Origin of the sequence: Pseudomonas sp. P20 (assembly GCF_016463925.1) — a bacterium.
Lineage (GTDB): Bacteria > Pseudomonadota > Gammaproteobacteria > Pseudomonadales > Pseudomonadaceae > Pseudomonas > Pseudomonas aeruginosa.
In genome coordinates, this window is sequence record NZ_JAEMVM010000011.1 from 12,452 (window position 1) to 37,698 (window position 25,247).

The following is a 25,247-nucleotide window of genomic DNA, read 5'->3' on the forward strand; positions in this document are numbered from 1 at the left end:
GTGGGCGGGGTATGTATATACCCCGTTCCATGAGGTGCGAGTTCATCATGAAATATCCATTTTCTTCCAGAGTTATCTGGGGTGGCATCCTTTTGCTTTTTTCCACCCTGGCCAATGCGGGAATCACACTGGGAGGAACCCGGGTCGTTCTGCAGGCGCCTGCCAAGGAGGCTGCGATCCTGGTCAGGAACCAGGCTTCCAAGGACGTGATGATTCAATCCTGGGTAGAGGCTGATAATGGGGCAGATAAACGTGAGGTTCCGTTTGTCATCACGCCTGCCCTCAGTCGTTTGGGAGGCAACAAGCAGCAAACCCTGCGTATCCTGTTTCAAGGGGAAGGCTTGCCGAGCGACAGGGAATCCGTATTCCGCCTGAACGTCCAGGAAATTCCGCAAAAATCTGCCTCGGCTAATACGTTGCAGATAGCTTTGCGCCAGCGTATCAAGGTCTTCTACCGCCCCGATAACTTGTCGGGAACTTCCGCCGAAGCGCCTGGAAAGTTGAACTGGCGTCTTGTCCGTCAGGGTGGAAAGTCGGTTGTCGAAGTTTCCAACGATACTGCGTTTCATGTCTCTTTGGCCAGCGTGAAATTAAAAGCTGGCAATGCCTACTATGTTGTTGATGCCGACATGGTCGCGCCGAAGTCGAGTCGCCGATTCGAAATCAAGGGAACTCCATCCGGCGTTTCTGGAAATGTCGAGTTCCAGAGCGTAAATGACTATGGCGGACTCGATAAACATTCCAGCTCCTTATCCGACTGAAGCTCAGAAGAGCAGAGTAGAAGAGCAGAAGAACTGCTCTTAACTTCCCCTATGGATGGGTGTTTCCGTTTTGTCGGAAATTAGTCCAAGGAATATTCGCGTGGCCATATTTAGGAAAAAGTTCGACTTCGAGTTGTCCGTCTATTCCAGGTCTTCCTGTCTCATGGCCTTGGGATTGGCTTTGCCTGCCGTAACTTTCGCGGTGGAATTCAACGCCGAGTTCCTGAACAACGAGGGCGGGGCGCCCGTTGAACTGAAGTATTTCGAGAACGGCAACTCGGTGTCGCCCGGCACTTACAGCGTCGACATTCATTTGAACCAGATCATGATCCGGCGCGAAGATGTCGTGTTCAGTGCCGATCCCGAAACCGGAAGCGTTCGTCCGGTCGTCCGGGTAGGGCTGCTCAAGGAGATCGGGGTCGATATAGCCCGGCTGACGCGAGACAAACTCATTCCGGATAATCTGGAAAACAATACGCCCCTGAATGTCGCCGAACTCATCCCCGGTGCATCCATCGAGTTCGACGTCAACAGCCTTTCCCTGCTGGTCAGCATTCCACAGCTGTATGTACAGCGGCACTCGCGTGGCTATGTGGATCCCTCTCTTTGGGATGACGGTGTCACCGCGTTGTTTTCCAACTACCAGGCCAACTTCACGCGCAACACCAACTTTGGCCAGAACAGCGATTATCGCTACCTGGGCCTGCGCAACGGCTTCAACCTGTTTGGCTGGCGTCTGCGCAACGACTCCTCCCTGAGCGGAGGTACCGGCATGCGCAACAAGTTCAGTAGCAGCCGTACCTATGTGGAACGTGACATTCGTGCCCTGAAGGGGACCTTGTCCCTCGGCGAGTTGTATACCTCCGCTCAGGGGGATGCTTTCGAGAGCGTGCGTATGCGCGGCGTGCAACTGCAATCCGATATCGGCATGCTGCCCGACAACGAGATCAGCTATACCCCGGTGGTGCGCGGTATCGCTGAAACCAATGCGACGGTCGAGGTGAGCCAGAATGGCTTCGTGATCTATTCCACCAACGTACCGCCCGGTGCGTTCGAGATCACCGACATCTATCCCAGCGGCTCCAATGGCGACCTGGAGGTCAAGATCATCGAGGCGGACGGACGCCAGCGGTCCTTCAAGCAGTCCTATTCCTACCTGCCGGTCATGACCCGCAAGGGGAACCTGCGCTATGGCCTGGCCGCCGGTGAGTACCATAATGATGGCCAGCCGTCGGTCAACCTGCTCCAGGGGTCGGCTGTGTATGGCTTGTCCGACAGGGTTACCGGCTTTGGCGGCCTGCTCGCTGCGGAGAAGTACAATGCCACCAACCTGGGCCTCGGCTTCAACACGCCCCTGGGCGGTTTTTCTGCGGACGTGACCCATAGCCAGTCCCGCACGCGGCGGGGTGGGCGCAACCAGGGACAGAGTCTGCGGCTTCTCTATTCCAAGACCATCAACGCCACCGAAACCAGCTTTACCGTGGTGGGCTATCGCTATTCCACGGAAGGCTACCGTACTCTCAGCCAGCATATCGACGACATGTCCGAAGAGAGCTACCTCTATGGCTCAAGTTCCAGTCGGCAGAAGAGCCGCATAGACCTGACGGTGAACCAGACGCTGTTCCGACGCAGTTCGCTCTATCTCACGGCGGGCGAAACCACATATTGGAATCGCCCCGGCAGCAGCCGTCGCGTGCAGTTCGGCTTCAGCAGCGGCATCAAGCGCGCGAGCTATAGCCTGGCGGTTTCCCGTACCCAGGAGACGGGTTCGTTCGGGCGCTCCGATACCCAGTTCACGGCCTCCGTCAGCATCCCCTTGGGCGGTAGCGCACGCTCCAGTCAGGTATATGCCAATGCCGTGAGTTCACAGCATGGTGATTCGAGTCTGAACACCGGTATCTCCGGATACCTGGATGAAGCCAATGCGTTCAACTACAGCGCACAGGCCAACTACAGCAAGGACGGCGGCAACTCCGGCAGCGTCGGCCTGGGTTGGGACACGTCCAAGGCCAAGTTGTCCGCCAATTACAGCCAGGGGCGCGACAACAAGCAGATCAACCTGGGAGCAAGCGGTTCGGTAGTGGTGCATTCGGGGGGAGTGACCTTCGGCCAGCCGGTGGGGGAAACGTTCGGCCTGGTGGAGGTTCCGGAGGTCGGCGGCGTCGGCCTCGACGGCTACTCTTCGGTTCGCACCGACGGCCGTGGCTATGCCGTGCTCCCCTACATGCAACCCTATCGTTACAACTGGGTGAACCTGGATACCAATACCCTTGGAAGCGATACCGAGATCAGCGACAGCACGCAAATGGCCGTGCCGACCCGGGGCGCCGTGATCGCCAAGCGTTTCTCCGCGGAGTCCGGTCGGCGGGTGCAGTTCGACCTGAGCATGGACTCTGGAGGAAAGATTCCCTTCGGTGCACAGGCATACGACAAGGAAGAGCGGGTCGTGGGAATGGTCGACAACCTGTCCCGTTTGCTGGTGTTCGGTATCGAGGACCAGGGGCGCCTGTCCATTCGCTGGAGCGATGGCTCCTGTTCCGTCGACTATCAGTTGCCGCCCAGGAACAAGGACCTGACTTACGAACGAGTTGCGCTCAGTTGCCGTCGGTCCTCGATCTGAAATGTCACCGCTGCAGTCGGGTCAAGTCAAAAGGCGAGGATTTTTCCGGTGAACACCGGGCGCGAGGGCAAGCGGCAGCTCACTCGTCCTCGATCATGCTCAACAGGTCTGGTGTCCTGCCTCGGGTTTCCAAACGCAGCAACCACTGCTTGGCGGCCAACCCACCGGCGAAACCGGTGAGGCCGCCAGAGGCTCCGATCACCCTATGGCAAGGTGCAACAATGGACAGTGGGTTCCGTCCGTTGGCGGCTCCAACCGCCCGTACTGCGTTGGGGCTGCCGATCTGCACGGCTATTTCCGTATAGCTGCGGGTCTCGCCGAATGGAATGGTGAGCAGGGCGGACCAGACCTTTTTCTGAAATTCGGTACCTTGGAAGTCGAGCGGGAGTTCGAACCGGGAACGTTTGCCGGAAAAATATTCCCGCAACTGGCGTTCGGTTTCCGCCAGGAGGGAGCTGTCCTCGGAGAGCCGCATCTCGTCCAGCGGTACTCGGTTGGGACGCTCATGCTGCCAAAGAATCGCGACCAGAAAGGCATCGTCCCTGGCTACCAGGGTCAGTGTCCCGACCGGCGATTCCATTTTCCTGTAGCTATGGGGCATGTAGGTGTCCTCTTCGGCAGGTTCGCCCAGTGTACTACGCAATGGGATTTCAACAGGGAAGCCTGCAAATGGCAGGCGAGGCGGGGCGGAGCGCTATCGGCCCGATGGATGGCCGCCTGCTTCCAGGCATGCCGTCGCCCCCTTGGAGCCCAGGCCGAGCGCCTCGAACTGTGAGATCTGGGAGGCGATTTGCCGAGCAAAGTGGGTTGTCATTGGTTTGCCATCTCATGGGTTCGGACGAGGCCTCGAGCAAGGGTTGTAACGGTTTTTGTCTGTCCAATGGGCTCTTGCGTAAAAAGGCTGCCGCCCTTCTTGCTTGGTTGCCGTTCTCGGATCCCGCGCAGCCCGGTGGGTGTGCCAAATTTCTCGCGGTTTGGATCGCGCCGATTGCCGCGGCCTACGAAGCCCGTGGTTCTTCTCCCCGAAACTTTTTCGTTCGGACTCCGAATATCGCGCTTCGCCCAGCGCCGCTAGTTTCCCGTTCCTGACAAAGCAAGCGCTCTGGCTCAGGTATCTCCTGATCCGGATGCATATCGCTGAAGAGGGAACGTTCTGTCATGTCCACATTGGCCAACCTGACCGAGGTTCTGTTCCGCCTCGATTTCGATCCCGATACCGCCGTTTATCACTATCGGGGCCAGACTCTCAGCCGGCTGCAATGCCGGACCTACATTCTCTCCCAGGCCAGCCAACTGGCCCGCCTGCTCAAGCCCGGCGATCGCGTGGTGCTGGCGTTGAACGACTCGCCTTCGCTGGCCTGCCTGTTCCTGGCCTGCATCGCGGTCGGCGCCATTCCCGCCGTGATCAATCCCAAGTCCCGCGAGCAGGCCCTGGCCGATATCGCTGCCGACTGCCAGGCCAGCCTGGTGGTGCGTGAAGCCGATGCACCGTCGCTGAGCGGTCCTTTGGCGCCGTTGACCCTGCGTGCGGCCGCCGGACGCCCTTTGCTCGACGATTTCTCGCTGGACGCGCTGGTCGGTCCTGCGGACCTCGATTGGAGTGCCTTCCATCGCCAGGACCCGGCGGCAGCCTGTTTCCTGCAATACACCTCGGGTTCCACCGGGGCGCCCAAGGGGGTGATGCACAGCCTGCGCAACACGCTCGGTTTCTGCCGGGCGTTCGCTACGGAGTTGCTGGCATTGCAGGCGGGAGACCGGCTGTATTCGATTCCCAAGATGTTCTTCGGCTATGGCATGGGCAACAGCCTGTTCTTTCCCTGGTTCAGCGGAGCCTCGGCGCTGCTCGACGATACCTGGCCGAGCCCGGAGCGGGTTCTGGAGAACCTGGTCGCCTTCCGCCCCCGGGTCCTGTTTGGGGTGCCGGCCATCTATGCCTCGCTGCGTCCGCAGGCCAGGGAGCTGTTGAGCAGCGTGCGCCTGGCGTTTTCCGCCGGCTCGCCGCTGCCGCGCGGCGAGTTCGAATTCTGGGCCGCGCACGGGCTGGAGATCTGCGACGGCATCGGGGCTACCGAGGTCGGCCATGTGTTCCTCGCCAACCGCCCGGGCCAGGCGCGTGCCGACAGCACCGGGCTGCCGTTGCCTGGCTATGAGTGCCGGCTGGTGGACCGCGAAGGACACACTATCGAGGAAGCGGGCCGGCAAGGCGTGCTGTTGGTGCGTGGCCCTGGGCTGAGTCCGGGTTACTGGCGGGCCAGCGAAGAGCAGCAGGCGCGCTTCGCAGGTGGCTGGTACCGCACCGGCGACCTGTTCGAGCGCGACGAGTCGGGTGCCTACCGTCACTGTGGGCGGGAAGACGATCTGTTCAAGGTGAATGGCCGCTGGGTGGTGCCGACCCAGGTCGAGCAGGCGATCTGCCGTCATCTGCCGGAAGTGAGCGAGGCGGTTCTGGTTCCTACCTGCCGGCTGCACGACGGCTTGCGTCCGACCCTGTTCGTCACCCTGGCCACTCCGCTGGACGACAACCAGATCCTGCTGGCGCAGCGCATCGACCAGCATCTCGCCGAACAGATTCCCTCGCACATGCTGCCCAGCCAATTGCATGTGCTGCCGGCCTTGCCGCGCAACGACAACGGCAAGTTGGCGCGCGCCGAGCTGCGCCACCTGGCCGACACCCTTTATCACGACAACCTTCCGGAGGAACGGGCATGTTGATTCAGGCTGTGGGGGTGAACCTGCCCCCATCCTATGTGTGTCTGGAGGGGCCGCTGGGAGGCGAACGCCCTCGCGCCCAGGGCGACGAGATGCTGATGCAGCGCTTGCTGCCGGCGGTTCGCGAAGCCCTGGACGAGGCGGCGGTCAAGCCCGAGGAGATCGACCTGATCGTCGGCCTCGCCCTGTCTCCCGACCATCTGATCGAGAACCGCGACATCATGGCGCCGAAGATCGGCCATCCGTTGCAGAAGGTCCTCGGCGCGAATCGCGCGCATGTCTTCGACCTCACCGACTCGAGCCTGGCCCGCGCCCTCTACGTGGTCGATACCCTCGCCAGCGACCAGGGCTATCGCAACGTCCTGGTCGTGCGCGGCGAATCCAGCCAGGGATTGGAAGTGGACAGCGAGTCCGGCTTCGCCCTTGCCGACGGCGCCCTGGCGCTGCTCTGCCGGCCGACCGGCAAGGCCGCGTTCCGTCGCGGTGCGCTGGGCGGTGATCCGGCGCAGGAATGGCTGCCGCTGAGCATTCCGCTGAATACCGATATTCGCCAGGTAGGCGACGTCAAGGGACACCTCAACCTGCCGGCCCAACCTGGATTGCCCGAAGCGGTACGCGCCGGATTCACCCGTCTGGCCGGGGACTTTCCGCAACTGAACTGGGTGCGCGAGGAATGGTTCGGCCAGGGACGGCCCGATGGTCGTTGCCTGGGGCCGTTCGAACTGGCGTCGCAACTGCGCGCGGCACAGCGCGACCGTCTGGATGAACTGCTGCTGATCAGCTTCGATCCGTTCGGCATGGTGGTGGAGGGCGTGACCCTGGAACTGGCGGGAGAAGCTCATGCATAAGGTCAAACTGGCAGCGATCACCTGTGAACTTCCGGCTCGCAGCTACGAAAACGACGATCCGGTGTTCGCTGCGGTACCGGACCTCAGCGAGTCCTGGTGGCAATTCTGGGGCGTCAATCGGCGGGGCTATTTCGACCCGCGGAACGGCGAGAACGAGTTCAGCCTGGTGGTCCGGGCCGCCGAGCGCCTGCTGCGCAGCAGCGATACCGCGCCGGATAGCGTGGACATGCTGATCTGTTCGGCTTCCTCGCCGATCATGACCGACGCCGGCGATGTCCTGCCGGACCTGCGCGGACGTCTCTACCCGCGCATGGCCAACGTGCTGTCCAAGCAGCTCGGCCTGAGTCGGGCGCTGCCATTGGATTCGCAGATGGAGTGCGCCAGCTTCCTGCTCAACCTGCGCCTGGCAGCGAGCATGATCCGCCAGGGTAAGGCCGAGAAAGTGCTGGTGGTGTGCAGCGAGTACATCTCCAACCTGCTCGACTTCACCTCGCGTACCTCGACCCTGTTCGCCGATGGCTGCGCGGTGGCCCTGCTGACCCGCGGCGACGATGACAGCTGCGACCTGCTGGCTTCGGCCGAACACAGCGACGCTACGTTCTATGAAGTGGCCACCGGTCGCTGGCGCCTGCCGGAAAACCCGACCGGCGAGGCCAAGCCGCGGCTGTATTTCTCGTTGTTCAGCGACGGCCAGAACAAGATGGCCAGCTTCGTTCCGACCAACGTGCCGATCGCGATGCGCCGGGCGTTGGAAAAGGCCGGCCTGGGCAGCGATGACATCGATTATTTCGTCTTCCACCAGCCAGCGCCGTTCCTGGTCAAGGCCTGGGCCGAGGGCATCGGTGCCCGTCCTGAGCAGTACCAACTGACGATGGGCGATACCGGCGTGATGATCTCCGTTTCCATCCCGTACACCCTGATGACCGGCCTGCGCGAGGGCAAGATCCGCCCCGGCGATCGTATCGTCATGGCCGGCGCAGCCACTGGCTGGGGGTTCGCCGCCCAGGTCTGGCAATTGGGCGAGGTGCTGGTGTGCTGAGGCATCGCCATGTTGAACCACGGTGTCCGAGGAGGGCTGCACATGGGTAATCCGATCCTGGCCGGGCTGGGTTTCAGCCTGCCGAAACGCCAGGTCAGCAATCATGACCTGGTAGGGCGCATCAATACGTCGGACGAGTTCATCGTCGAACGTACCGGCGTGCGCACCCGCTATCACGTCGAGCCGGAACAGGCGGTCAGCGCGCTGATGGTGCCGGCGGCGCGCCAGGCCATCGAGGCTGCCGGGCTGCTGCCGGAGGACATCGACCTGTTGCTGGTGAACACCCTGTCGCCGGACCACCACGACCCGTCCCAGGCCTGCCTGATCCAGCCGCTGCTGGGCCTGCGGCACATCCCGGTACTGGATATCCGGGCACAGTGCAGCGGGTTGCTGTACGGCTTGCAGATGGCTCGCGGGCAGATCCTCGCCGGGCTGGCACGGCATGTCCTGGTGGTCTGCGGCGAGGTGCTGTCCAAGCGCATGGACTGTTCGGACCGCGGCCGCAACCTGTCGATCCTGCTCGGCGACGGTGCCGGCGCAGTGGTGGTGAGCGCCGGCGAGAGCCTCGACGACGGCCTGCTGGACCTGCGCCTGGGCGCCGACGGCAACTACTTCGACCTGCTGATGACTGCGGCGCCGGGCAGTGCCTCGCCGACCTTCCTCGACGAGAATGTCCTGCGCGAGGGCGGGGGCGAGTTCCTCATGCGCGGCCGGCCGATGTTCGAGCATGCCAGCCAGACCCTGGTACGGATCGCCGGCGAAATGCTCGCGGCCCATGAGCTGACCCTGGACGACATCGACCATGTGATCTGCCATCAACCGAACCTGCGCATCCTCGATGCGGTGCAGGAGCAACTGGGCATTCCCCAGCACAAGTTCGCGGTGACCGTGGATCGTCTGGGCAACATGGCTTCGGCCTCGACCCCGGTCACGCTGGCGATGTTCTGGCCGGACATCCAGCCGGGACAGCGGGTGCTGGTCCTGACCTACGGCTCCGGCGCGACCTGGGGCGCGGCGCTGTACCGCAAACCTGAGGAGGTGAACCGGCCATGTTGAGGCTTTCGGCTCCCGGTCAACTGGATGATGACCTGTGCCTGTTGGGGGACGTCCAGGTGCCGGTGTTCCTGCTGCGTCTCGGTGAGGCGAGCTGGGCGCTGGTTGAAGGAGGGATCAGCCGGGATGCCGAATTGGTTTGGGCGGACCTGTGCCGCTGGGTCGCCGACCCGTCCCAGGTGCACTACTGGCTGATCACCCACAAGCACTACGACCACTGCGGCCTGCTGCCCTACCTGTGTCCGCGGCTGCCGAACGTACAGGTCCTGGCGTCCGAGCGGACCTGCCAGGCCTGGAAGTCGGAAAGCGCGGTGCGGGTGGTCGAGCGCTTGAACCGGCAACTGTTGCGTGCGGAGCAGCGGTTGCCCGAGGCCTGTGCCTGGGACGCTCTGCCGGTTCGCGCGGTGGCCGACGGCGAGTGGCTGGAGCTGGGACCGCGGCATCGCCTGCAGGTCATAGAGGCCCACGGCCACAGCGACGATCACGTGGTTTTCTACGACGTGCGACGCCGACGCCTGTTCTGCGGCGATGCCCTGGGCGAGTTCGACGAGGCAGAGGGGGTGTGGCGGCCGCTGGTGTTCGACGACATGGAGGCTTACCTGGAGTCCCTGGAACGTCTGCAGCGTCTGCCGACCCTGCTGCAACTGATCCCGGGACACGGCGGCCTGCTGCGGGGGCGGCTGGCCGCGGATGGGGCCGAGTCGGCCTATACCGAGTGTCTGCGCCTGTGCCGGCGGTTGCTCTGGCGCCAGTCCATGGGCGAATCCCTCGACGAACTGAGCGAGGAGCTGCACCGCGCCTGGGGTGGGCAGAGCGTCGACTTCCTGCCCGGCGAACTGCACCTGGGGAGCATGCGCCGGATGCTGGAGATTCTCTCCCGCCAGGCGCTGCCTCTGGACTGAGACGGGACATCCATTGCGGCGATCGCCGCCGACGGCAGCGGTCGCAATTGGGGGAAAAGGGGGGTTACCGATGATGAACATGCCGTTGCGCGCTAGCGTCGCGCAGGCCAGTCGCCCATGGGCGCGAGGAGGTGGCTCGTGAGCGGGGTTGGCTATCGACTGGAAGAAAGTCTGGAGTACCGCACGCTGGTGCCGGAGGCGCTGTCGATCTGGCGCATGGCCGGCGCCAACCGGATGCTGTTCGACTGCTTCGACGTGGACAGCAAGGCTGCGCGGCGTAGCGTGGCGATCCTTTCCAGCTGCCTGCGCATCGAGTGCTGGGGGCGCGATGTGGTGCTGCGGGCGTTGAACTCCAACGGACGCGCCTTGCTGGCGCCGTTGAGCGAGGCCTGTCCGGCCCAGGTCACCTGCTTGCGTGACGGCGACACCCTGCACTGGCGCTTCCCCCAGGAAGAGTCGCATGCGGACGAGTGGCGACGCCTGCATGGCCTGTCCAGCCTGGAGGCGCTGCGCCGCGTGCTCGGAACGCTGGGCGACGCGGAGGGGCCCGCGCTGCTGGGCGGCCTGTTCAGCTTCGACCTGGCCGAGCAGTTCGAACCCTTGCCGGCGCCGGCCGAACCTGCGCGGCATTGCCCGGACTACCTGTTCCTGGTGCCGGAGTTGCTGCTGGACATCGATCACCTGGCGCGCCGGACTTCGCTGCAGGCGTTCGTCCACGATCCGGCCGGGCACGACCGGTTGGCCGCCAGCCTGCGCCAGTGTGCCGACGAATTCCATGGCGCCGTGGAGGAGGCTTCCGAGTCGCCGGTGGCAGGCGTACGGGCCGGCAACTACCAGGTCGACCTGGACGATGCGAGCTTTGCCCGCCAGGTAGAGCGCCTGCAGGCCCACGTGAGGGCCGGCGACGTGTTCCAGATCGTACCGTCGCGCAGCTTCAGCATGCCGTGTGCGGACCCCTGGCGGGCCTATCGCCAGTTGTGCCTGCGCAACCCCAGCCCGTACCGCTTCTTCCTCGATGCGGGGGACTTCTGCCTGTTCGGCGCTTCGCCGGAGTCGGCATTGAAGTACGACGCGGAGAGTCGCGAGGTGGAACTCTATCCCATCGCCGGCACCCGCCCGCGCGGACGCGATGCCCGGGGCGCCATCGATGCGGAACTGGACAATCGCCTGGAAGCGGAGTTGCGCCTGGACGCCAAGGAGATCGCCGAGCACATGATGCTGGTCGACCTGGCGCGCAACGATCTGGCGCGGGTCTGCCGCAGCGGTACGCGGCAGGTGCGCGACATGCTCAAGGTCGATCGCTACAGCCACGTGATGCACCTGGTCTCGCGCGTGGCTGGCGAACTGCATGGCGAACTGGATGCGCTGCATGCCTACCGTGCCTGCCTGAACATGGGCACCCTGGTCGGTGCGCCGAAGGTCCGTGCCATGCAGTTGCTGCGGCAGTACGAGGATGGCTATCGCGGCAGCTACGGTGGCGCGATCGGCATTCTCGACAGCGCCGGCAACCTCGATACCAGCATCGTCATCCGCTCCGCCGAGGTCCGCGAAGGTATCGCCCGGGTCCGGGCAGGCGCCGGCGTGGTGCTGGATTCGGATCCACGGCTGGAGGCCGAGGAAACCCGCAACAAGGCGCTGGCGGTGCTGACCGCCGTGGCCGCTGCCGAACGCGAAAGGGGAGAGCGCGATGCGCATCACGCTGTTGGATAACTTCGATTCCTTCACCTACAACCTGGTCGAGCAGTTCTGCCTGCTCGGCGCGGAGGTCCGGGTGATGCGCAACGATACGCCGTTGCCGACGATCCAGGCGGCATTGCTGGCCGACGGTTGCGAACTGCTGGTGCTGTCGCCGGGGCCCGGTCGGCCGGAAGACGCCGGCTGCATGCTGGAATTGCTCGCCTGGGCCCGCGGGCGCTTGCCGGTGCTCGGCGTCTGCCTCGGCCACCAGGCGCTGGCGCTGGCCGCCGGTGGCGCGGTGGGCGAGGCGAGGAAGCCGCTGCACGGCAAGAGCACGTCCCTGCGTTTCGATCAGCGTCACCCGCTGTTCGACGGCATCGCTGACCTGCGCGTCGCGCGCTACCACTCGCTGGTGGTCAGTCGCCTGCCGGAAGGTTTCGACTGCCTGGCCGATGCCGATGGCGAGATCATGGCGATGGCCGATCCGCGCAATCGACAGCTGGGCTTGCAGTTCCATCCCGAGTCGATTCTCACCACCCACGGCCAGCGTCTGCTGGAGAACGCTCTACTCTGGTGCGGCGCGCTGGCGGTACGCGAGCGCCTTCGGGCCTGAGCGGCGCTGCGCCGTTTCGACGATGCTCGGTTGCCAGGCCGGCGCATCGTCGAAACGCTGGCGGCCGAGTTCGCGCAGGCGCTGGCGGGCGCTTTCGAGAAAGCGCAGGAAGCTGCGCTCGGATTCCAGCGCGGTGTTGTAGTAGCAATACACCTTGGTGTCGATGCCGCCCGGTTCGTAGAGTTCGCTGAGGACTGCCAGGGTACCGTTGCGCAGGCGTTCCTCGACGAAATAATGCGGCGCGATGCCCCATCCGACGCCGGCTTCCACCAGACGCAGCATGTCGTCGAAGTTTTCCACGAAGAGCACCTTGTCGCTGACCGGCCGCAGCAGGTTCGAATGCTGCCCGGAGCGGCTGCCGAGGCTGATCTGCCGGTAATTGGCCAGGCTCGCGATGCTGTGCAGGGAGGCATTGCACAACGGGTGCTGCGGATGGGCGACGACGAACGCCTTGGTGTAGCCGAGCACGCACTGGTTGAAGCGGGAGATCTTCAGTTCCTCGTCGATGGTGATGGCGATATCGATTTCCGCGTTGTCCTGCTTGATCGTCGCCAGGCTATCGGCGGGCGAGGTGCGTATCAGGCTGACCATGTTGAAATCGTCGAGCAGTACGCTGCTCACCGTATCGCAGAACGACGGCGGGATGGCGGTGTCCAGCAACACCCGGAGATTGCGCGGACCCTTGTTGAGATTGAAGGCGATGTCGCCGATCAGCTGCTGGTAGTTCAGCAGGCTGCGCATGTAAGGGATCAGGCGAAGCGCCTGCTCGGTGGGTTCGACCTTGTAGCCGTCCCGACGGACCAGCTCCACGCACAGGTCGATTTCCAGGTTGCTGACCGCCGAGCTGACCGCGGTGTGCGACTTGCGCAGGATCCGCGCAGCGGAGGAAATCGAACCGGAGGCGATGACCTGGAGGAACATGTTCACGTGATTCAGGTTATGAATAGGCATCCCTTATTCCTTTTATTGGGTGGCGCGTGCCGCTTCCCTTGATCGGGTCAGGTTGCCGCTACTGTGGAAGAAGCGTCGAGGACTCGATAGATAGCGCCCGAGTGTTTCAACTTGTCTTCTGGATGACGTTTTCATCGGGGAAACCTCCCGTCGGTCAGTGAAGCGCAAGGGCTGGCGTGCGAGGGTGGAATCGGCCGCCGGCTCGCTTTCTGCGCGGCGGGCGCACGGCACGGGGAGTCGTCGTTTTGGAGGTGAGGGATGACGGCTCTGTTTCAGGATATTTTTATAATTATGTGAAAGAAGAGCTTATTTCAACGAAATATGTTTCATATTGCTCGTAAATTCGACGAAAAGAAAATCCGGATATTTACCGGTTATTTAACGTTAATACCAAGGGCCTAATACCAAAGTATTAACGCTGGCATGCTGGCATGCCGGCATGTCGTGTTCGGTCGTGGAGCGAGCCGAGCCAGGGACGGTTCTAAGAAACGAAAAAATTATGTCGCGTAGGTCTAACGACCGAAACCTATGTCTTTTGTTAGCGTAGCCACCGGCCAGGCCGGTACGGATGCCGGGATGGCCCTGGCGCGACCTATGCGGTTAGAATCCGCGGCCTTGCAGGCGGATCCCCGGGGTTTGCTCAAGGGGACACGGGTGCCGTGCCCGAAACCTGCAATCGTCAGTTCCCTGCGGTCCAGCCTGCCGCCGGGTATAAAATCGAGAGACGCGCTGTTGCGCCTTCAGGTGTAGCGACTATGACGCACATTTCCGAACGACTCCTGGTACAGGCCCACCTGGCCGCCAAGCAACCCCGTGTGTTGAGCGAGCAGGAGAGCGCCGAGCATCGCGCGGCGATCGCGGCCGAACTGAAGGCGCAAAATGCTGTACTGGTGGCGCATTACTACTGCGACCCGGTGATCCAGGCGTTGGCCGAGGAGACCGGCGGTTGCGTATCCGATTCGCTGGAGATGGCCCGTTTCGGCAACCAGCATCCGGCGCAGACGGTGGTCGTGGCCGGGGTGCGCTTCATGGGCGAGACGGCGAAGATCCTCAACCCTGAGAAGCGTGTGCTGATGCCGACCCTCGAAGCGACCTGCTCGCTCGACCTGGGCTGCCCGGTGGATGAATTCTCGGCATTCTGCGACCAGCACCCGGAACGGACCGTGGTGGTCTATGCGAACACCTCCGCGGCGGTGAAGGCACGCGCCGACTGGGTCGTGACCTCCAGTTGCGCGGTGGAGATCGTCGAACACCTGATGGACAACGGCGAGCCCATCCTCTGGGCGCCGGACCAGCACCTGGGACGCTACATCCAGCGCGAGACGGGGGCCGACATGCTGCTCTGGGATGGCGCCTGCATCGTCCACGAGGAGTTCAAGGCCAAGCAGCTGGAAGACATGAAGGCGCTCTACCCGGACGCCGCCATCCTGGTCCACCCCGAATCGCCGGAAAGCGTGGTCGCGCTGGCCGATGCCGTGGGCTCGACCAGCCAGTTGATCAAGGCCGCGCAGACCCTGCCGAACAAGACCTTCATCGTCGCCACCGATCGCGGCATCTTCTACAAGATGCAGCAGTTGTGCCCGGACAAGGATTTCATCGAGGCCCCCACCGCCGGCAACGGCGCCGCCTGCCGCAGCTGCGCGCACTGCCCGTGGATGGCGATGAACACGCTCGAGCGGACCCTGGCCTGCCTGCGCGAAGGCAGCGGGGAAATCTTCGTCGACCCGGCGTTGATCCCGAGGGCGGTCCGTCCGCTCAAGCGCATGCTCGACTTCACCCAGGCCGCGCGCCTGCGCCAGGCCGGGAACGCCTGATCCTGGCGAGGGCGTGCCGCTGCGTAGGGCGAGTAAGCGCGGTGCGGTTGTTCGCCCAACCCCCTGTTTCGATGAGCTTCGCCGGGTGTTTTTCCTCGGATATGCCGCTCAGCGGAACATTTCCTTGACCATCTTTTCCTGTTGGCGAATTTCCTGCTGGCGAGCGTCGAGTCGCGCAGCCAGTTGGAAGTTGCCGCCAGCGCGGCGCTTGGCGAAATCGAGCTGCTCGATGGCGGCCTGGTAGTCGCCGGTCAGAGACAGGTACTCGGCACGGGCCTGGTGCACGCCGATGGCGTTGTTGGTCAGGCTGCGCACCTCGGCCAGGCGGTTCCAGACATCCGGGTCCAGCGGCCGCGCCTTGCTCAGGTCGTCGAGGATCTTCTCCGATTCCTGCGGCTTGCCCATCTTCAGCATCAGGTCGGCGCGCACCTGTTTCAGCGGGTAGCTGCTGGGGAACTGGGCGAGCATCTTCTTCAACCGCTGATCGGCATCCGGAAGGCGGTTGGCGGTGATGTCCAGCTCGACCTGGGCCAGGTTGTAGGCCACGTCGTTGGGTGCCTTCGCCAGCAATTGCCTGAGGTTGTCACGGGCATCGTTGAGCTGGCCGATGCGCGTCTGCGAGATGGCCAGTCCGTAGCGCGCGGCATCCAGCTTGGGATTGTCGTTGAGCATGGCGCGGAAGCGCTTGCCGGCCATCCCCGGGGTTTCCTCGAAGAGCAACTGGGTGCGCGCGCGCATCTGCTGGTAGCGCAGGCTGTCTTCCTTGCCGCCCTGGGGATACTGTTCGGCGCGGTTGCGGGTGTCGGCGATACGCGATTCGGTGACCGGGTGGGTGAGGAGGAACTCCGGCGGCTTGCCGTCGTAGCGGTACTGCCGCGCCAGGCGCTCGAACATGTTCGGCATCGAGCGCGGATCGTAACCGGCGCGAACCATGTTGGTGACGCCGACGCGGTCGGCTTCCTGCTCGTTCTGCCGGGAAAAGCGCAACTGGTTCTGGATCGCCGCCGCCTGGGTCCCGGCGATCGCCGCGATACCCGCATCCCCTGCGCCGGCGGCCGCGGCGACGATGCCGGCGAGCATCGCTGCCATCACCGGCAGTTGCATGCGCTGCTGTGCCTCGATGCCGCGGGCGAAGTGGCGCTGGATCAGGTGGCCGAGTTCGTGGGCCAGCACCGCGGCATACTCGCCTTCGGTCTGGGCGTTGAGCAGTAGCCCGCCGTTGACCCCGATCACGCCGCCGGGCGCGGCGAAGGCGTTGATCTGTGCGTCGCGGATGAGGATGAAGGCCAGCCGGTGGTCCTGCAGGTCGCTGGTTTCGGCCAGCCGGTAGACGCTGCTTTCGACGAAGTCCTTGAGCTGCGGGTCGGAGATCGCATCGACCTGGTTGCGCAGCATGCTCAGCCAGGCGCGGCCCAGCTGGAACTCCTGCTCCGGCGAAACGATCGAGGAAGATGCGTCGCCCAGGGAGGGCAGATCGTCCGACATGACCGGCGAAGCGAGCATGCAGGCGAGCGTCAACAGGGCAGGGCGCAGTACATTCATGCAGGAGGCTCAGGTTGGCAAAGGCCTTACTTTAGCCGTTGGTTATCGGCACTGCCTAGGTATCTGCCCGAGACCCGAAGCTGTTGGACTTCGAGCGCCGTTTCAACTGGCCAGCGGCGGATAGGCTTGGGTATGCTTGTCGGCCCTTCGGGAGAGGCTGTCATGACGGATAACGATTCATCCCCCCTGGTATGTGACGCGGAGCTGGATGCCAGTGGTCTCAATTGTCCGCTGCCCCTGCTAAAGGCCAAGCTGGAGCTGAACCGCCTGCCCAGCGGCGGGGTGCTCAAGGTGATCGCCACCGATGCCGGGTCGCAGCGAGACTTCCGGGCCTTCGCCCAGCTCGCCGGCCATGAACTGCTGCGCGAAGAGGCCGCCGAAGGCGTCTATCGATACTGGCTGCGCAAGCGTTAGCGGAGCCTTCGCCGTTCCGATTCAGGATTTCCGATGATCAAGGTGTTACGCGACTGGATGCAGCGCTACTTCTCCGACGAGGAGGCAGTGGTGCTGGCGATCATGCTGGTGCTCGGCTTCAGCGTCATCCTCGCCTTCGGCGGGATGCTCGCGCCGGTACTGGCGGCGATGGTGATCGCCTTCCTGATCCAGGGCGTGGTCGGCATGCTGGAACGCTTCCGGGTGCCGCACCTGTTCGCCGTGTGGCTGGTCTACAGCCTGTTCCTCGGCTTGCTGGCGCTGTTCCTGGTGGTCCTGCTGCCGCTGCTCTGGCAGCAATTGTTCACCCTGTTCAACGAACTGCCGCGGATGCTCGGCGAATGGCAGAGCGTGCTGCTGATGCTGCCCGAGCGCTATCCCAGCCTGATCAGCGAGGAGCAGGTGCTCAAGGCCATCGAGACCGCGCGCGGCGAATTCGGCCAGATCGGCCAGTGGGCGCTGACCTCGTCGCTGGCCAGCCTGCCGGTGGTGGTGAACGTCATGATCTACCTGGTGCTGGTGCCGATCCTGGTGTTCTTCTTCCTCAAGGACAAGAAGCGCTTCCATACCTGGTTCCACCGCTACCTGCCGCGCGAGCGCGGGCTGATGAAACAGGTCTGGGCCGAGATGAACCAGCAGATCGCCAATTACATTCGCGGCAAGGTCATCGAGATCGTCATTACCGGCGCGGTGACCTACATCGCCTTCGCCTACCTGGGGCTCAACTACGCAGCGCTGCTGGCCCTGCTGGTCGGCCTGTCGGTGGTGGTGCCGTACATCGGCGCGGTGGTGGTGAGCGTACCGGTGGCGATGATCGCCTTCTTCCAGTGGGGCTGGAGCGACCAGTTCATCTACCTGATGGTGGCCCACGCGATCATCCAGGCGCTGGATGGCAACGTGCTGGTGCCGCTGCTGTTCTCCGAGGCGGTGAACCTGCACCCGGTGGCGATCATCTGCGCGGTGTTGCTGTTCGGCGGGCTCTGGGGCTTCTGGGGCGTGTTCTTCGCGATCCCCCTGGCGACCCTGGTGAAAGCGGTGCTGGATGCCTGGCCCAAGGACCTTCCCGAGACTCCGGCAGCCACGCGATAGCATCGGCCGCATGAAAAATGCAAAAGGCCGCGGATGCGGCCTTTTTTTCGGGGCGGGGCTCAGGTGCCGCTGAGCGCTTGGGCGGCGGCGAGAACCGCGTCGACATGCCCGGGCACCTTCACGCCGCGCCACTCCTGGCGCAGTACGCCGTCCCTGTCGATCAGGAAGGTGCTGCGGTCGACGCCCATGTATTCCTTGCCGTAGAGCTTCTTCAGCTTGATCACGTCGAACAGTTGGCAGACCGCTTCATCCTTGTCGCTGATCAGCTCGAAGGGGAATTCCTGTTTGCACTTGAAGTTCTCGTGGGACTTCAGGCCGTCGCGGGAGATGCCGAAGACCTCGGTATTGGCCTTCTGGAACGCCGCGTACTGGTCGCGGAAGCCCTGGCCCTCGGTGGTGCAACCGGGGGTGCTGTCCTTCGGGTAGAAGTACAGGACGACCTGCTTGCCCTTCAGCGCGGACAGGGTCACCTCCTTGCCGCTGGTTGCGGGGGCGGTGAAGTCGGGTACGGGTTTGTCGATTGCGACCGGCATGGCTCGGCTCCTCAGGGGTGTTGGGGGCGCCAGGGTTCGATCAGGGCATCCAGGTTCAGGGCGTCGGCGAAGTCCAGGAACTGGTCGCGCAGCCAACTGATCTGGGTGCCGGCGGGCAGCGTCACGGTAATCGTGGCGTTGAGCATGGTGGTGTTGGTGTGCGGCGCCTGGTAGGTGTCGCAGGTCAGGTTCTCCAGCTCGATGTTGTGGTCGATGAAGAACTGGCAGAGTTCGTTGAGGATGTCCGGGCGATACACCGCGCTGACATAGGCCACGTAAGGCAACGCCTGGGCGCGGGTCACGTGAGCGTTGCTGCGGGTCATGCTGAGGGTGATGTCGCCGCGCTTGGTGAGGGCCGGCAGGCTGCCCTCGAGGCGGGCGAGGGCATCCCAGCTTCCGGAGATCTGCAGCACCAGGGCGCTGAACTCTCCGTGGCGGGTCAGGCGGCTGCTGACCACGGCGCAGCGGCTCTCGACGCAGGCGCGGCAGAGCAGGGTGGTCAGCTCCATCGGATTGGGGCCGAGGGCGCTGATCAGAAGGAATTGTTCGCGGGGTTGGCTGGTGGACATTCAACTTTCCTGGAATACGCTGGCGGCACGGGCCGTACCTAAAGCGGGAAGGGTAGCGAAAAGCGCCGCCGAGGGAAACGTCTGCCGCCTGTCAGCGGCTTCCGACGAGGTGGCGCTCGTCTTGTGCAAGGCCTGCCGCCGACAGTACCATTACCGCTTTAATTTCGCGGCAGGAGCGGTTGCATGATTGCGGGCAGTATGGTGGCACTGGTCACCCCCTTCGATGCTCAGGGTCGACTGGACTGGGACAGCCTCGCCAAGCTGGTGGACTTCCACTTGCAGGAAGGCACCAACGCCATCGTCGCCGTCGGCACCACCGGTGAATCGGCCACGCTGGACGTGGAAGAGCACATCCAGGTGATCCGTCGCGTGGTCGACCAGGTCAAGGGCCGCATCCCGGTGATCGCCGGCACCGGCGCCAACTCCACCCGCGAGGCGGTGGCGCTGACCGAGGCCGCGAAAAGCGGCGGCGCCGACGCCTGCCTGCTGGTGACGCCGTACTACAACAAGCCGACCCAGGAAGGCATGTACCAGCACTTCCGCCATATCGCCGAAGCCGTTGCGATCCCGCAGATCCTCTACAACGTACCGGGCCGCACCTCCTGCGACATGCTTCCGGAGACCGTCGAGCGCCTGTCCAAGGTGCCGAACATCATCGGCATCAAGGAGGCCACCGGCGACCTGCAACGCGCCAAGGAAGTCATCGAGCGCGTCGGCAAGGACTTCCTCGTCTATTCCGGCGACGACGCCACGGCCGTCGAGCTGATGCTGCTGGGTGGCAAGGGCAACATCTCCGTGACCGCCAACGTCGCGCCGCGCGCCATGAGCGACCTGTGCGCCGCCGCCATGCGCGGCGACGCCGCAGCCGCGCGCGCCATCAACGATCGCCTGATGCCGCTGCACAAGGCGCTGTTCATCGAATCCAACCCCATTCCGGTGAAGTGGGCCCTGCATGAGATGGGTCTGATCCCCGAGGGCATCCGCCTGCCCCTGACCTGGCTCAGCCCGCGTTGCCACGAGCCGCTGCGTCAGGCCATGCGCCAGACCGGCGTATTGGCTTGATCAAGGAGCTCCACGCAATGAAGCGACTGGCTGGACTGACCGCCCTCGCCCTGGTTATCGGCAACACTTCCGGCTGCGGCTGGCTGTGGGGGCCGGAGGGCTATTTCCGCGACCGCGGTGACGACTACCTCGGCGCCCGCGAAACGCCTCCCATGCAATTGCCCGAAGGGGTGCACAGCAAGCCGCTCGATCCGCTGCTGCCGATTCCGCTGAACGTCGCCACCACCCACGAAAAAGAGGGTGAGTACGAGGTTCCGCGTCCGCAGCCGCTGGCCAACGCCGGCGACATCAGCGACTACAGCCTGCAGCGCAGCGGTGATAGCCGCTGGGTCGTGGCCCAGCGTCCGCCGGCGGAAGTCTGGCCGGTGGCCCGGCAGTTCTTCGAGGAGAACGGTTTCCGCATCGCCGACGAGCGCCCGCAGACCGGCGAGTTCAGTTCCGACTGGCAATCGCTGTCGCAGCTTTCCGCGCCGCTGGCACGCCGCCTTAGCAGCCGCGTGAGCGGTGTCGAGCCGGACGGCCAGGCACGGGTTCGGGTGCGTATCGAGCCCGGCGTGCAAAGCAATACCAGCGAGGTCTACGTGCTCAGCCAGACCCGCGCCGCCGGTGACACCAGCAGCCCGAGCTGGCCGAGCAAGTCGGTGGCGCCGAGCCTCGACGCGGCGCTGCTCGACGAGATGGTCGCGAGCATGGCGCGCAGCGCCGAGCAGGGCGGCTCGGTCTCCCTGCTGGCAGCCAACTCGATCTACGACACGCCCGGCACCTTCGAGTTGAGCAAGGACGGCAGCGGCAACCCGGTGCTGACCTTGCAATCCGACTTCGACCGCTCCTGGGTCAGTGTCGGGCGTGCCCTGGATAACGCCGATATCCGCGTCGACGACCTCAACCGCAGCCTTGGCGTGTACTACGTGAACATCGCCGAAGGGGCGAAGAAGCCCGACGAAGACAAGCCCGGGTTCTTCAGTCGCCTGTTCGGCGGCGGCGAGAAGACCAAGGAAGAGGAAGACGCCAAGGCGCAGCGCTACCAGGTCCGCCTGACCACCGTCAGCGACGCCGTGCAGGTCACCGTCGACAAGGACATCAACACCTCTGCGCCGGCCGATGTCGCGCAAAACGTACTGGAAAAACTCCAGGAGAGCATGCGCAATGCGGTTCGCGGTTCTGGGCAGCGGAAGCCGGGGCAATTCGGCCTTGGTGAGCAGTTCTGACACCCGGATACTGATCGATTGCGGCTTCCCGCTGCGTGAAATCATCAAGCGTCTGGCGCGCCTGGGGCTGAGCCCCGCGCAGCTGGACGCGATCCTGGTCACGCACGAACACGCCGATCACATCCATGGCGTCGAACTGCTGGCGCGGCATTACCAAATCCCGGTCTATCTCAGTGCGGGTACCCTGAGCGGCATGCGCCGCCCGGTGCACCCCGCCGAGCTGTTGAGGGCCGGCCAGCGCCTGGCGATCCGCGGGCTGGAAGTGCAGGTGGTTGGCGTCTCGCACGACGCCCGCGAGCCTACCCAGTTCGTGCTGTCCGATGGGCAGCGGCGCTTCGGCATGCTCACCGATCTGGGAATGGCCACGGCCGAGGTGCTGGAGTGCTATCGTGCGGTGGATGCTCTGGTGGTCGAGGCCAACCACGACAGCACGATGCTTGCCGGTGGCCCGTATCCCTATTTTCTCAAGGCCCGCGTAGGCGGTTCGCGAGGGCACTTGAACAACCATCAGTCCGCAGAACTGGTGAAGCAGCTGGATTGGGGTCGCATGCAGCACCTGGTGCTGGCCCATCTCAGCGAAAAGAACAACTCGCCGCAGCTGGCCCGGCAAACCTTCGTCGACACCCTCGGGTGCGATCCGGGCTGGCTGCAGGTGGCCGATCAGCATTCAGGCCTGGATTGGCGCGAGATCGCCTAGGCCCTATTACCCGTAAGCGGAGCCCATCATGGAAAAACGCGAAGAACTCTACCGCGGCAAAGCCAAGTCGGTTTACCAGACCGACGATGCCGATCGTCTCATCCTGCTGTTCCGCAACGACACCTCCGCCTTCGACGGCAAGCGCATCGAACAGCTCGATCGCAAGGGCGCGGTGAACAACAAGTTCAACGCCTTCATCATGCAGAAGCTGGAAGCTGCCGGCATTCCGACCCAGTTCGACAAGCTGCTGTCGGATACCGAGTGCCTGGTGAAGAAGCTCAACATGATCCCGGTCGAGTGCGTGGTGCGCAATTTCGCCGCCGGCAGCCTGGTGCGTCGCCTCGGCGTGGAAGAGGGCATCGCCCTGACTCCTCCCACCTTCGAGTTGTTCCTGAAGAACGACGCCCTGGGCGATCCGTTCATCAACGAATCCCACGTCCAGGCCTTCGGCTGGGCCACTCCCGAGCAGCTGGCGCAGATGAAGACCTATTCCTTCAAGGTCAATGAAGTGCTGAACAAGCTGTTCGACGATGCCGGTCTGCTGCTGGTGGACTTCAAGCTGGAGTTCGGCCTGTTCCATGGCCAGATCGTCCTCGGCGACGAGTTCAGCCCGGACGGCTGCCGTCTGTGGGACAAGGAAACCCGCAAGAAGATGGACAAGGACCGCTTCCGCCAGGGCCTCGGCGATGTGATCGAAGCCTACGAAGAGGTAGCCAAGCGCCTGGGCGTGCCGCTTTAACCTCAAAATGCGCGCAACCATCTGAAAGAACGCGAAAAAATCTTCAAGAAAGCTTCGCGTTCTTCGTACAAGCTGGTATCATGCGCGCCGCACGGAGAGATGCCGGAGTGGTCGAACGGGACGGATTCGAAATCCGTTGAGTCAGCAATGGCTCCTAGGGTTCAAATCCCTATCTCTCCGCCATTACATATGAGCAAAGCCCCTGGAATGCCTGGCGTTCCAGGGGCTTTGTCTTTTCTGGCGAGCGTTCGGGCGTCCCCTCTGCGGGGCGGGCGAGAAAGCCGTGCCATGGTTTCGGGTATTGGCCAGGTCGTGCAGTTCTCCTAGGAATGCTGCGGGCCCTTCCTTCGTTCTGTCCTTCCTTCTCCTCTGGGTGGTCGTCCCGCTCTGTCTGGGTTTCGTGGGTGCGCTGAGCGCGCATTTCTCCATTGCTTCCGATTTTCTGTCCTTCGAGCGCCGGGTCGGGCGACCTGCCGGTTTCGATGGTCGGGGCGGTTCTTCTTAGTATCCCGGCGCTTGAAGGCGCCGCGGATGTGTGGCCGAGCTGCATGGCACGGTTTCCTTCCAGCGGACAGCCAGGTTATCGGTTTGTGCCGAGTCCCGGAGCTGGGGCTGGGGAGGAAGAAATGCGACCGCTCGTTTCCGTCGTTTGCGCCTGTTTCAATATCTCGAAGTATCTGGACGAGGCGATTGCCAGCATCTACGCGCAGGGCTATCCCAATCTCGAGTTGATCGTGGTGGATGACGGATCCACGGACGACACCTATGAGCGTCTCGCCATGCTCCGCGAGCGTCACGGCTTCCAGCTCTACCGCCAGGCTAACCGAGGGGTGAGCGACGCGCTCAATCACGGTTTGCGTCATGCGCGGGGCGAGTTCGTGATGACTCCCGACCTGGACGACATTCTCCTGCCTGGAGCGCTCGACACGCGCGTCGACTACTTGCTTGCGCACCCCGAGGTCGGGTGCGTGGGCGGTTTCAATATCTGTATCGACAGTGCCGGTAACGAAGTGGCGCGAGACGGTTTCAGCGAGGGGTGTGTGGAGCGTTGGGGGTTCGATGCAGCATTGGCCGAGACCCTGGTGGTCATGCCGCTGACGGCGCTCTACCGCATGGAAGCGATGAAGCGGGCGGATTTCTTCGACCCGTCGATTCGCGTGCAGGATTTCCAGATCACCCTAAGGATCGCGGCGCAGGGCTATGAAATTCATCGACTGCCGGCCTACATGGGGCGTTATCGCCGGCATGGAAGCGGTCTGTCCGGCAGGTACAAGCTCAATTACGAGGCGGATATGCAAGCCATCGAGCCTTATCGGGCTCACCCGAATTATCGCCGGGCCCGGCAACTGATCCTGAACAAGGCGCTGAAGAAGGCTGTTGTCCAGGATGGGCGATATGCCTGGCAGTTGTTCCGCTCGGTGCCGCTGAGGGCGTGGGACCGGGTGACGCTGAAGCGATTCTGGCGCTTTCTCCGTTATCTGCCGGTCCTCGGGTTGAAAGGTGGTACCGGCGTCGAGGGTCGATGACGGCTGGCCGGCTAATCTTTCAATGGGTTGAATGCCATTTCAGGATTTCTCCTTCAGTGCCTCGCCCTGGGGAAATAGCGCGCGGCTCACGAAGCGCGCGGTATCCCGCAGGCTGGTGCCGATCCGTTCCAGGTCGTCGGGCTGGTGCTGGGCGCTGATGCCGATCGCGGAGATGGCGAAGCGCGGTTGTCCGTCGCGGTCGGTGATGGCGCTGGCGACCATGCTCACGCCGCGGTAGAGGTGTTCCTGGTCGATAGCCCAGCCGCGCTCGACGGCCTCGGTCGCTTCGGCCTGGTAGCGCTCGAAGCTCGGCGGATTTTCCCAGCGCACGCGGGTCAGTCGGCGGCGCAGTTCGTCCTCCGGCAGTTCGCGCAGGCCGGCAATGCAACGCCCGGCGGCGCCGACCAGTTCCGGCAGGCGCGTGCCGACGGCGACGTTGACGTGGGCGACGGGCGGTGCGGCAAGGGCGATGACGCGGATGTGCGCATCGTCGGTGACTTGCCACAGGGCGATGAGGATGTGGTGGGCAAGGCTCAGTCGCTCCAGCTCTGGCTGGATCAGGTCGGCATAGCTGCGTCCGACGAATCCTACGGCCAGTTCCGACAGGCCAAGGCCCAGTTGGTAGGTCTTGCCCGCATCGTCGAAGGAGGTCAGCCGTTCGTTGCTCAGGGTGCGCAGGATATTGAAGGCGCTGCTCGGACTGATGCCGGTGGCGCGAGCTATGGCGGCCACGCCTTGCGGTCCGTCGGCGTGGGCCAGGTGGCGAAGTATCTGAATGGCGTTCACTACCGCGCCGACATCTTTGCTGCTGGTGCCTTTGGTTGTGGCGTCCTTGGTCATTTTTCCTCTTTTCATTCAGTATT

At 63.6% G+C, this 25,247-nt stretch carries 23 protein-coding genes and 1 tRNA gene; 18 read left to right on the forward strand and 6 right to left on the reverse strand.

The features are described from left to right. The first annotated feature begins 47 nt into the window (after positions 1-47). Positions 48-761, forward strand: coding sequence for a fimbrial biogenesis chaperone (locus JHD77_RS16625; RefSeq protein ID WP_003120653.1), 714 nt, complete (start codon positions 48-50; stop codon positions 759-761). A gap of 100 nt (positions 762-861) precedes the next feature. After that, a complete protein-coding gene (locus JHD77_RS16630) occupies positions 862-3,381 on the forward strand; it encodes a fimbria/pilus outer membrane usher protein (RefSeq protein ID WP_031755410.1) in 2,520 nt (839 codons plus the stop codon). Positions 3,382-3,460: 79 nt separating this feature from the next. On the opposite strand, the gene JHD77_RS16635 is transcribed toward JHD77_RS16630, so the two are convergent. Next, the gene (locus JHD77_RS16635) at positions 3,461-3,982 is read right to left on the reverse strand and encodes a methylated-DNA--[protein]-cysteine S-methyltransferase (protein WP_003086236.1); all 522 of its coding nucleotides are present in this window, start codon (positions 3,980-3,982) and stop codon (positions 3,461-3,463) included. 557 nt (positions 3,983-4,539) lie between these two features. On the opposite strand from JHD77_RS16635, the gene pqsA reads away from it, so the two are divergent. From pqsA to phnB, 7 genes are all read left to right on the forward strand, one after another. After that, complete coding sequence (gene pqsA, locus JHD77_RS16640; protein WP_003112552.1) at positions 4,540-6,093, forward strand: anthranilate--CoA ligase; 1,554 nt, start codon at positions 4,540-4,542, stop codon at positions 6,091-6,093. Then, complete coding sequence (gene pqsB, locus JHD77_RS16645) at positions 6,087-6,938, forward strand: 2-heptyl-4(1H)-quinolone synthase subunit PqsB (RefSeq protein WP_003108611.1); 852 nt, start codon at positions 6,087-6,089, stop codon at positions 6,936-6,938. Before pqsA ends, pqsB begins: the two co-directional genes overlap by 7 nt. Continuing rightward, entirely contained in the window at positions 6,931-7,977 is a 1,047-nt protein-coding gene (pqsC, locus tag JHD77_RS16650) for a 2-heptyl-4(1H)-quinolone synthase subunit PqsC (protein WP_003108612.1), read from the forward strand. Before pqsB ends, pqsC begins: the two co-directional genes overlap by 8 nt. Positions 7,978-8,019: 42 nt before the next feature. Beyond that, entirely contained in the window at positions 8,020-9,033 is a 1,014-nt protein-coding gene (gene pqsD / locus JHD77_RS16655; protein WP_003117014.1) for an anthraniloyl-CoA anthraniloyltransferase, read from the forward strand. Then, positions 9,027-9,932 (forward strand): 2-aminobenzoylacetyl-CoA thioesterase PqsE, encoded by a 906-nt coding sequence (gene pqsE / locus JHD77_RS16660; RefSeq protein ID WP_003086247.1) that lies wholly within the window; start codon positions 9,027-9,029, stop codon positions 9,930-9,932. Before pqsD ends, pqsE begins: the two co-directional genes overlap by 7 nt. 117 nt (positions 9,933-10,049) lie before the next feature. Then, entirely contained in the window at positions 10,050-11,642 is a 1,593-nt protein-coding gene (locus JHD77_RS16665) for an anthranilate synthase component 1 (RefSeq protein ID WP_003123211.1), read from the forward strand. Next, complete coding sequence (gene phnB / locus JHD77_RS16670; RefSeq protein WP_003112548.1) at positions 11,620-12,222, forward strand: anthranilate synthase component II; 603 nt, start codon at positions 11,620-11,622, stop codon at positions 12,220-12,222. Before JHD77_RS16665 ends, phnB begins: the two co-directional genes overlap by 23 nt. Here phnB and mvfR read toward each other — a convergent pair. Next, entirely contained in the window at positions 12,175-13,173 is a 999-nt protein-coding gene (gene mvfR / locus JHD77_RS16675; protein WP_003108614.1) for a multiple virulence factor transcriptional regulator MvfR, read from the reverse strand. The genes phnB and mvfR overlap by 48 nt on opposite strands. Positions 13,174-13,928: 755 nt before the next feature. Here mvfR and nadA point away from each other — a divergent pair. Continuing rightward, complete coding sequence (nadA, locus tag JHD77_RS16680) at positions 13,929-14,987, forward strand: quinolinate synthase NadA (protein ID WP_003112547.1); 1,059 nt, start codon at positions 13,929-13,931, stop codon at positions 14,985-14,987. Positions 14,988-15,095: 108 nt separating this feature from the next. Here the strand turns inward: nadA and JHD77_RS16685 are convergent, their stop codons facing one another. Then, the gene (locus JHD77_RS16685) at positions 15,096-16,529 is read right to left on the reverse strand and encodes a tetratricopeptide repeat protein (protein WP_003112546.1); all 1,434 of its coding nucleotides are present in this window, start codon (positions 16,527-16,529) and stop codon (positions 15,096-15,098) included. Between the two features lie 162 nt (positions 16,530-16,691). On the opposite strand from JHD77_RS16685, the gene JHD77_RS16690 reads away from it, so the two are divergent. Further along, positions 16,692-16,943 carry a sulfurtransferase TusA family protein gene (locus JHD77_RS16690; RefSeq protein WP_003086258.1) on the forward strand — a complete coding sequence of 84 codons (252 nt, stop codon included), beginning with the start codon at positions 16,692-16,694 and terminating at the stop codon, positions 16,941-16,943. 33 nt (positions 16,944-16,976) lie between these two features. Next, positions 16,977-18,050 (forward strand): AI-2E family transporter, encoded by a 1,074-nt coding sequence (locus JHD77_RS16695; protein ID WP_003108615.1) that lies wholly within the window; start codon positions 16,977-16,979, stop codon positions 18,048-18,050. 59 nt (positions 18,051-18,109) lie between these two features. On the opposite strand, the gene JHD77_RS16700 is transcribed toward JHD77_RS16695, so the two are convergent. Then, complete coding sequence (locus tag JHD77_RS16700) at positions 18,110-18,583, reverse strand: peroxiredoxin (protein ID WP_019485402.1); 474 nt, start codon at positions 18,581-18,583, stop codon at positions 18,110-18,112. A gap of 11 nt (positions 18,584-18,594) precedes the next feature. Continuing rightward, a complete protein-coding gene (locus JHD77_RS16705) occupies positions 18,595-19,152 on the reverse strand; it encodes a glycine cleavage system protein R (RefSeq protein ID WP_003086267.1) in 558 nt (185 codons plus the stop codon). A gap of 183 nt (positions 19,153-19,335) precedes the next feature. Here JHD77_RS16705 and dapA point away from each other — a divergent pair, with 183 nt between their 5' ends. The 6 genes from dapA (at position 19,336) to wapB (ending at position 24,384) form a co-directional block, all read left to right on the forward strand. Further along, complete coding sequence (dapA, locus tag JHD77_RS16710; RefSeq protein ID WP_003086270.1) at positions 19,336-20,214, forward strand: 4-hydroxy-tetrahydrodipicolinate synthase; 879 nt, start codon at positions 19,336-19,338, stop codon at positions 20,212-20,214. Between the two features lie 17 nt (positions 20,215-20,231). After that, the gene (gene bamC, locus JHD77_RS16715) at positions 20,232-21,422 is read left to right on the forward strand and encodes an outer membrane protein assembly factor BamC (protein ID WP_003086271.1); all 1,191 of its coding nucleotides are present in this window, start codon (positions 20,232-20,234) and stop codon (positions 21,420-21,422) included. Then, positions 21,361-22,119: an MBL fold metallo-hydrolase gene (locus JHD77_RS16720; protein ID WP_003123205.1), complete on the forward strand. Its 759-nt coding sequence runs from the start codon at positions 21,361-21,363 to the stop codon at positions 22,117-22,119. The genes bamC and JHD77_RS16720 overlap by 62 nt, the downstream gene beginning before the upstream one ends. 28 nt (positions 22,120-22,147) lie before the next feature. After that, on the forward strand, positions 22,148-22,858 hold the full coding sequence (gene purC, locus JHD77_RS16725; RefSeq protein WP_003123204.1) for a phosphoribosylaminoimidazolesuccinocarboxamide synthase: 711 nt from the start codon (positions 22,148-22,150) through the stop codon (positions 22,856-22,858). Between the two features lie 93 nt (positions 22,859-22,951). After that, positions 22,952-23,041: transfer RNA gene (locus tag JHD77_RS16730), tRNA-Ser, on the forward strand. A 350-nt stretch (positions 23,042-23,391) separates the two neighbouring features. Next, the gene (wapB, locus tag JHD77_RS16735; protein ID WP_004348414.1) at positions 23,392-24,384 is read left to right on the forward strand and encodes a 1,2-glucosyltransferase WapB; all 993 of its coding nucleotides are present in this window, start codon (positions 23,392-23,394) and stop codon (positions 24,382-24,384) included. Positions 24,385-24,423: 39 nt separating this feature from the next. Here the strand turns inward: wapB and JHD77_RS16740 are convergent, their stop codons facing one another. Next, positions 24,424-25,224 (reverse strand): IclR family transcriptional regulator, encoded by an 801-nt coding sequence (locus JHD77_RS16740; RefSeq protein ID WP_003112543.1) that lies wholly within the window; start codon positions 25,222-25,224, stop codon positions 24,424-24,426. Positions 25,225-25,247 lie beyond the last annotated feature (23 nt).

What these genes read in the sequence shown, in the direction of transcription:
- phnB (WP_003112548.1), top strand. Translation starts at nt 11,620, where the DNA reads ATGCGCATCACGCTGTTGGATAACTTCGATTCCTTCACCTACAACCTG.
- JHD77_RS16720 (WP_003123205.1), top strand. Translation starts at nt 21,361, where the DNA reads ATGCGGTTCGCGGTTCTGGGCAGCGGAAGCCGGGGCAATTCGGCCTTG.
- JHD77_RS16740 (WP_003112543.1), bottom strand. Translation starts at nt 25,224, where the DNA reads ATGACCAAGGACGCCACAACCAAAGGCACCAGCAGCAAAGATGTCGGC.
- JHD77_RS16700 (WP_019485402.1), bottom strand. Translation starts at nt 18,583, where the DNA reads ATGCCGGTCGCAATCGACAAACCCGTACCCGACTTCACCGCCCCCGCA.
- dapA (WP_003086270.1), top strand. Translation starts at nt 19,336, where the DNA reads ATGATTGCGGGCAGTATGGTGGCACTGGTCACCCCCTTCGATGCTCAG.
- mvfR (WP_003108614.1), bottom strand. Translation starts at nt 13,173, where the DNA reads ATGCCTATTCATAACCTGAATCACGTGAACATGTTCCTCCAGGTCATC.
- JHD77_RS16685 (WP_003112546.1), bottom strand. Translation starts at nt 16,529, where the DNA reads ATGAATGTACTGCGCCCTGCCCTGTTGACGCTCGCCTGCATGCTCGCT.
- pqsE (WP_003086247.1), top strand. Translation starts at nt 9,027, where the DNA reads ATGTTGAGGCTTTCGGCTCCCGGTCAACTGGATGATGACCTGTGCCTG.
- JHD77_RS16665 (WP_003123211.1), top strand. Translation starts at nt 10,050, where the DNA reads ATGGGCGCGAGGAGGTGGCTCGTGAGCGGGGTTGGCTATCGACTGGAA.
- pqsC (WP_003108612.1), top strand. Translation starts at nt 6,931, where the DNA reads ATGCATAAGGTCAAACTGGCAGCGATCACCTGTGAACTTCCGGCTCGC.
- nadA (WP_003112547.1), top strand. Translation starts at nt 13,929, where the DNA reads ATGACGCACATTTCCGAACGACTCCTGGTACAGGCCCACCTGGCCGCC.
- JHD77_RS16705 (WP_003086267.1), bottom strand. Translation starts at nt 19,152, where the DNA reads ATGTCCACCAGCCAACCCCGCGAACAATTCCTTCTGATCAGCGCCCTC.
- bamC (WP_003086271.1), top strand. Translation starts at nt 20,232, where the DNA reads ATGAAGCGACTGGCTGGACTGACCGCCCTCGCCCTGGTTATCGGCAAC.
- pqsD (WP_003117014.1), top strand. Translation starts at nt 8,020, where the DNA reads ATGGGTAATCCGATCCTGGCCGGGCTGGGTTTCAGCCTGCCGAAACGC.
- pqsB (WP_003108611.1), top strand. Translation starts at nt 6,087, where the DNA reads ATGTTGATTCAGGCTGTGGGGGTGAACCTGCCCCCATCCTATGTGTGT.
- pqsA (WP_003112552.1), top strand. Translation starts at nt 4,540, where the DNA reads ATGTCCACATTGGCCAACCTGACCGAGGTTCTGTTCCGCCTCGATTTC.
- purC (WP_003123204.1), top strand. Translation starts at nt 22,148, where the DNA reads ATGGAAAAACGCGAAGAACTCTACCGCGGCAAAGCCAAGTCGGTTTAC.
- JHD77_RS16625 (WP_003120653.1), top strand. Translation starts at nt 48, where the DNA reads ATGAAATATCCATTTTCTTCCAGAGTTATCTGGGGTGGCATCCTTTTG.
- JHD77_RS16695 (WP_003108615.1), top strand. Translation starts at nt 16,977, where the DNA reads ATGATCAAGGTGTTACGCGACTGGATGCAGCGCTACTTCTCCGACGAG.
- JHD77_RS16690 (WP_003086258.1), top strand. Translation starts at nt 16,692, where the DNA reads ATGACGGATAACGATTCATCCCCCCTGGTATGTGACGCGGAGCTGGAT.
- JHD77_RS16635 (WP_003086236.1), bottom strand. Translation starts at nt 3,982, where the DNA reads ATGCCCCATAGCTACAGGAAAATGGAATCGCCGGTCGGGACACTGACC.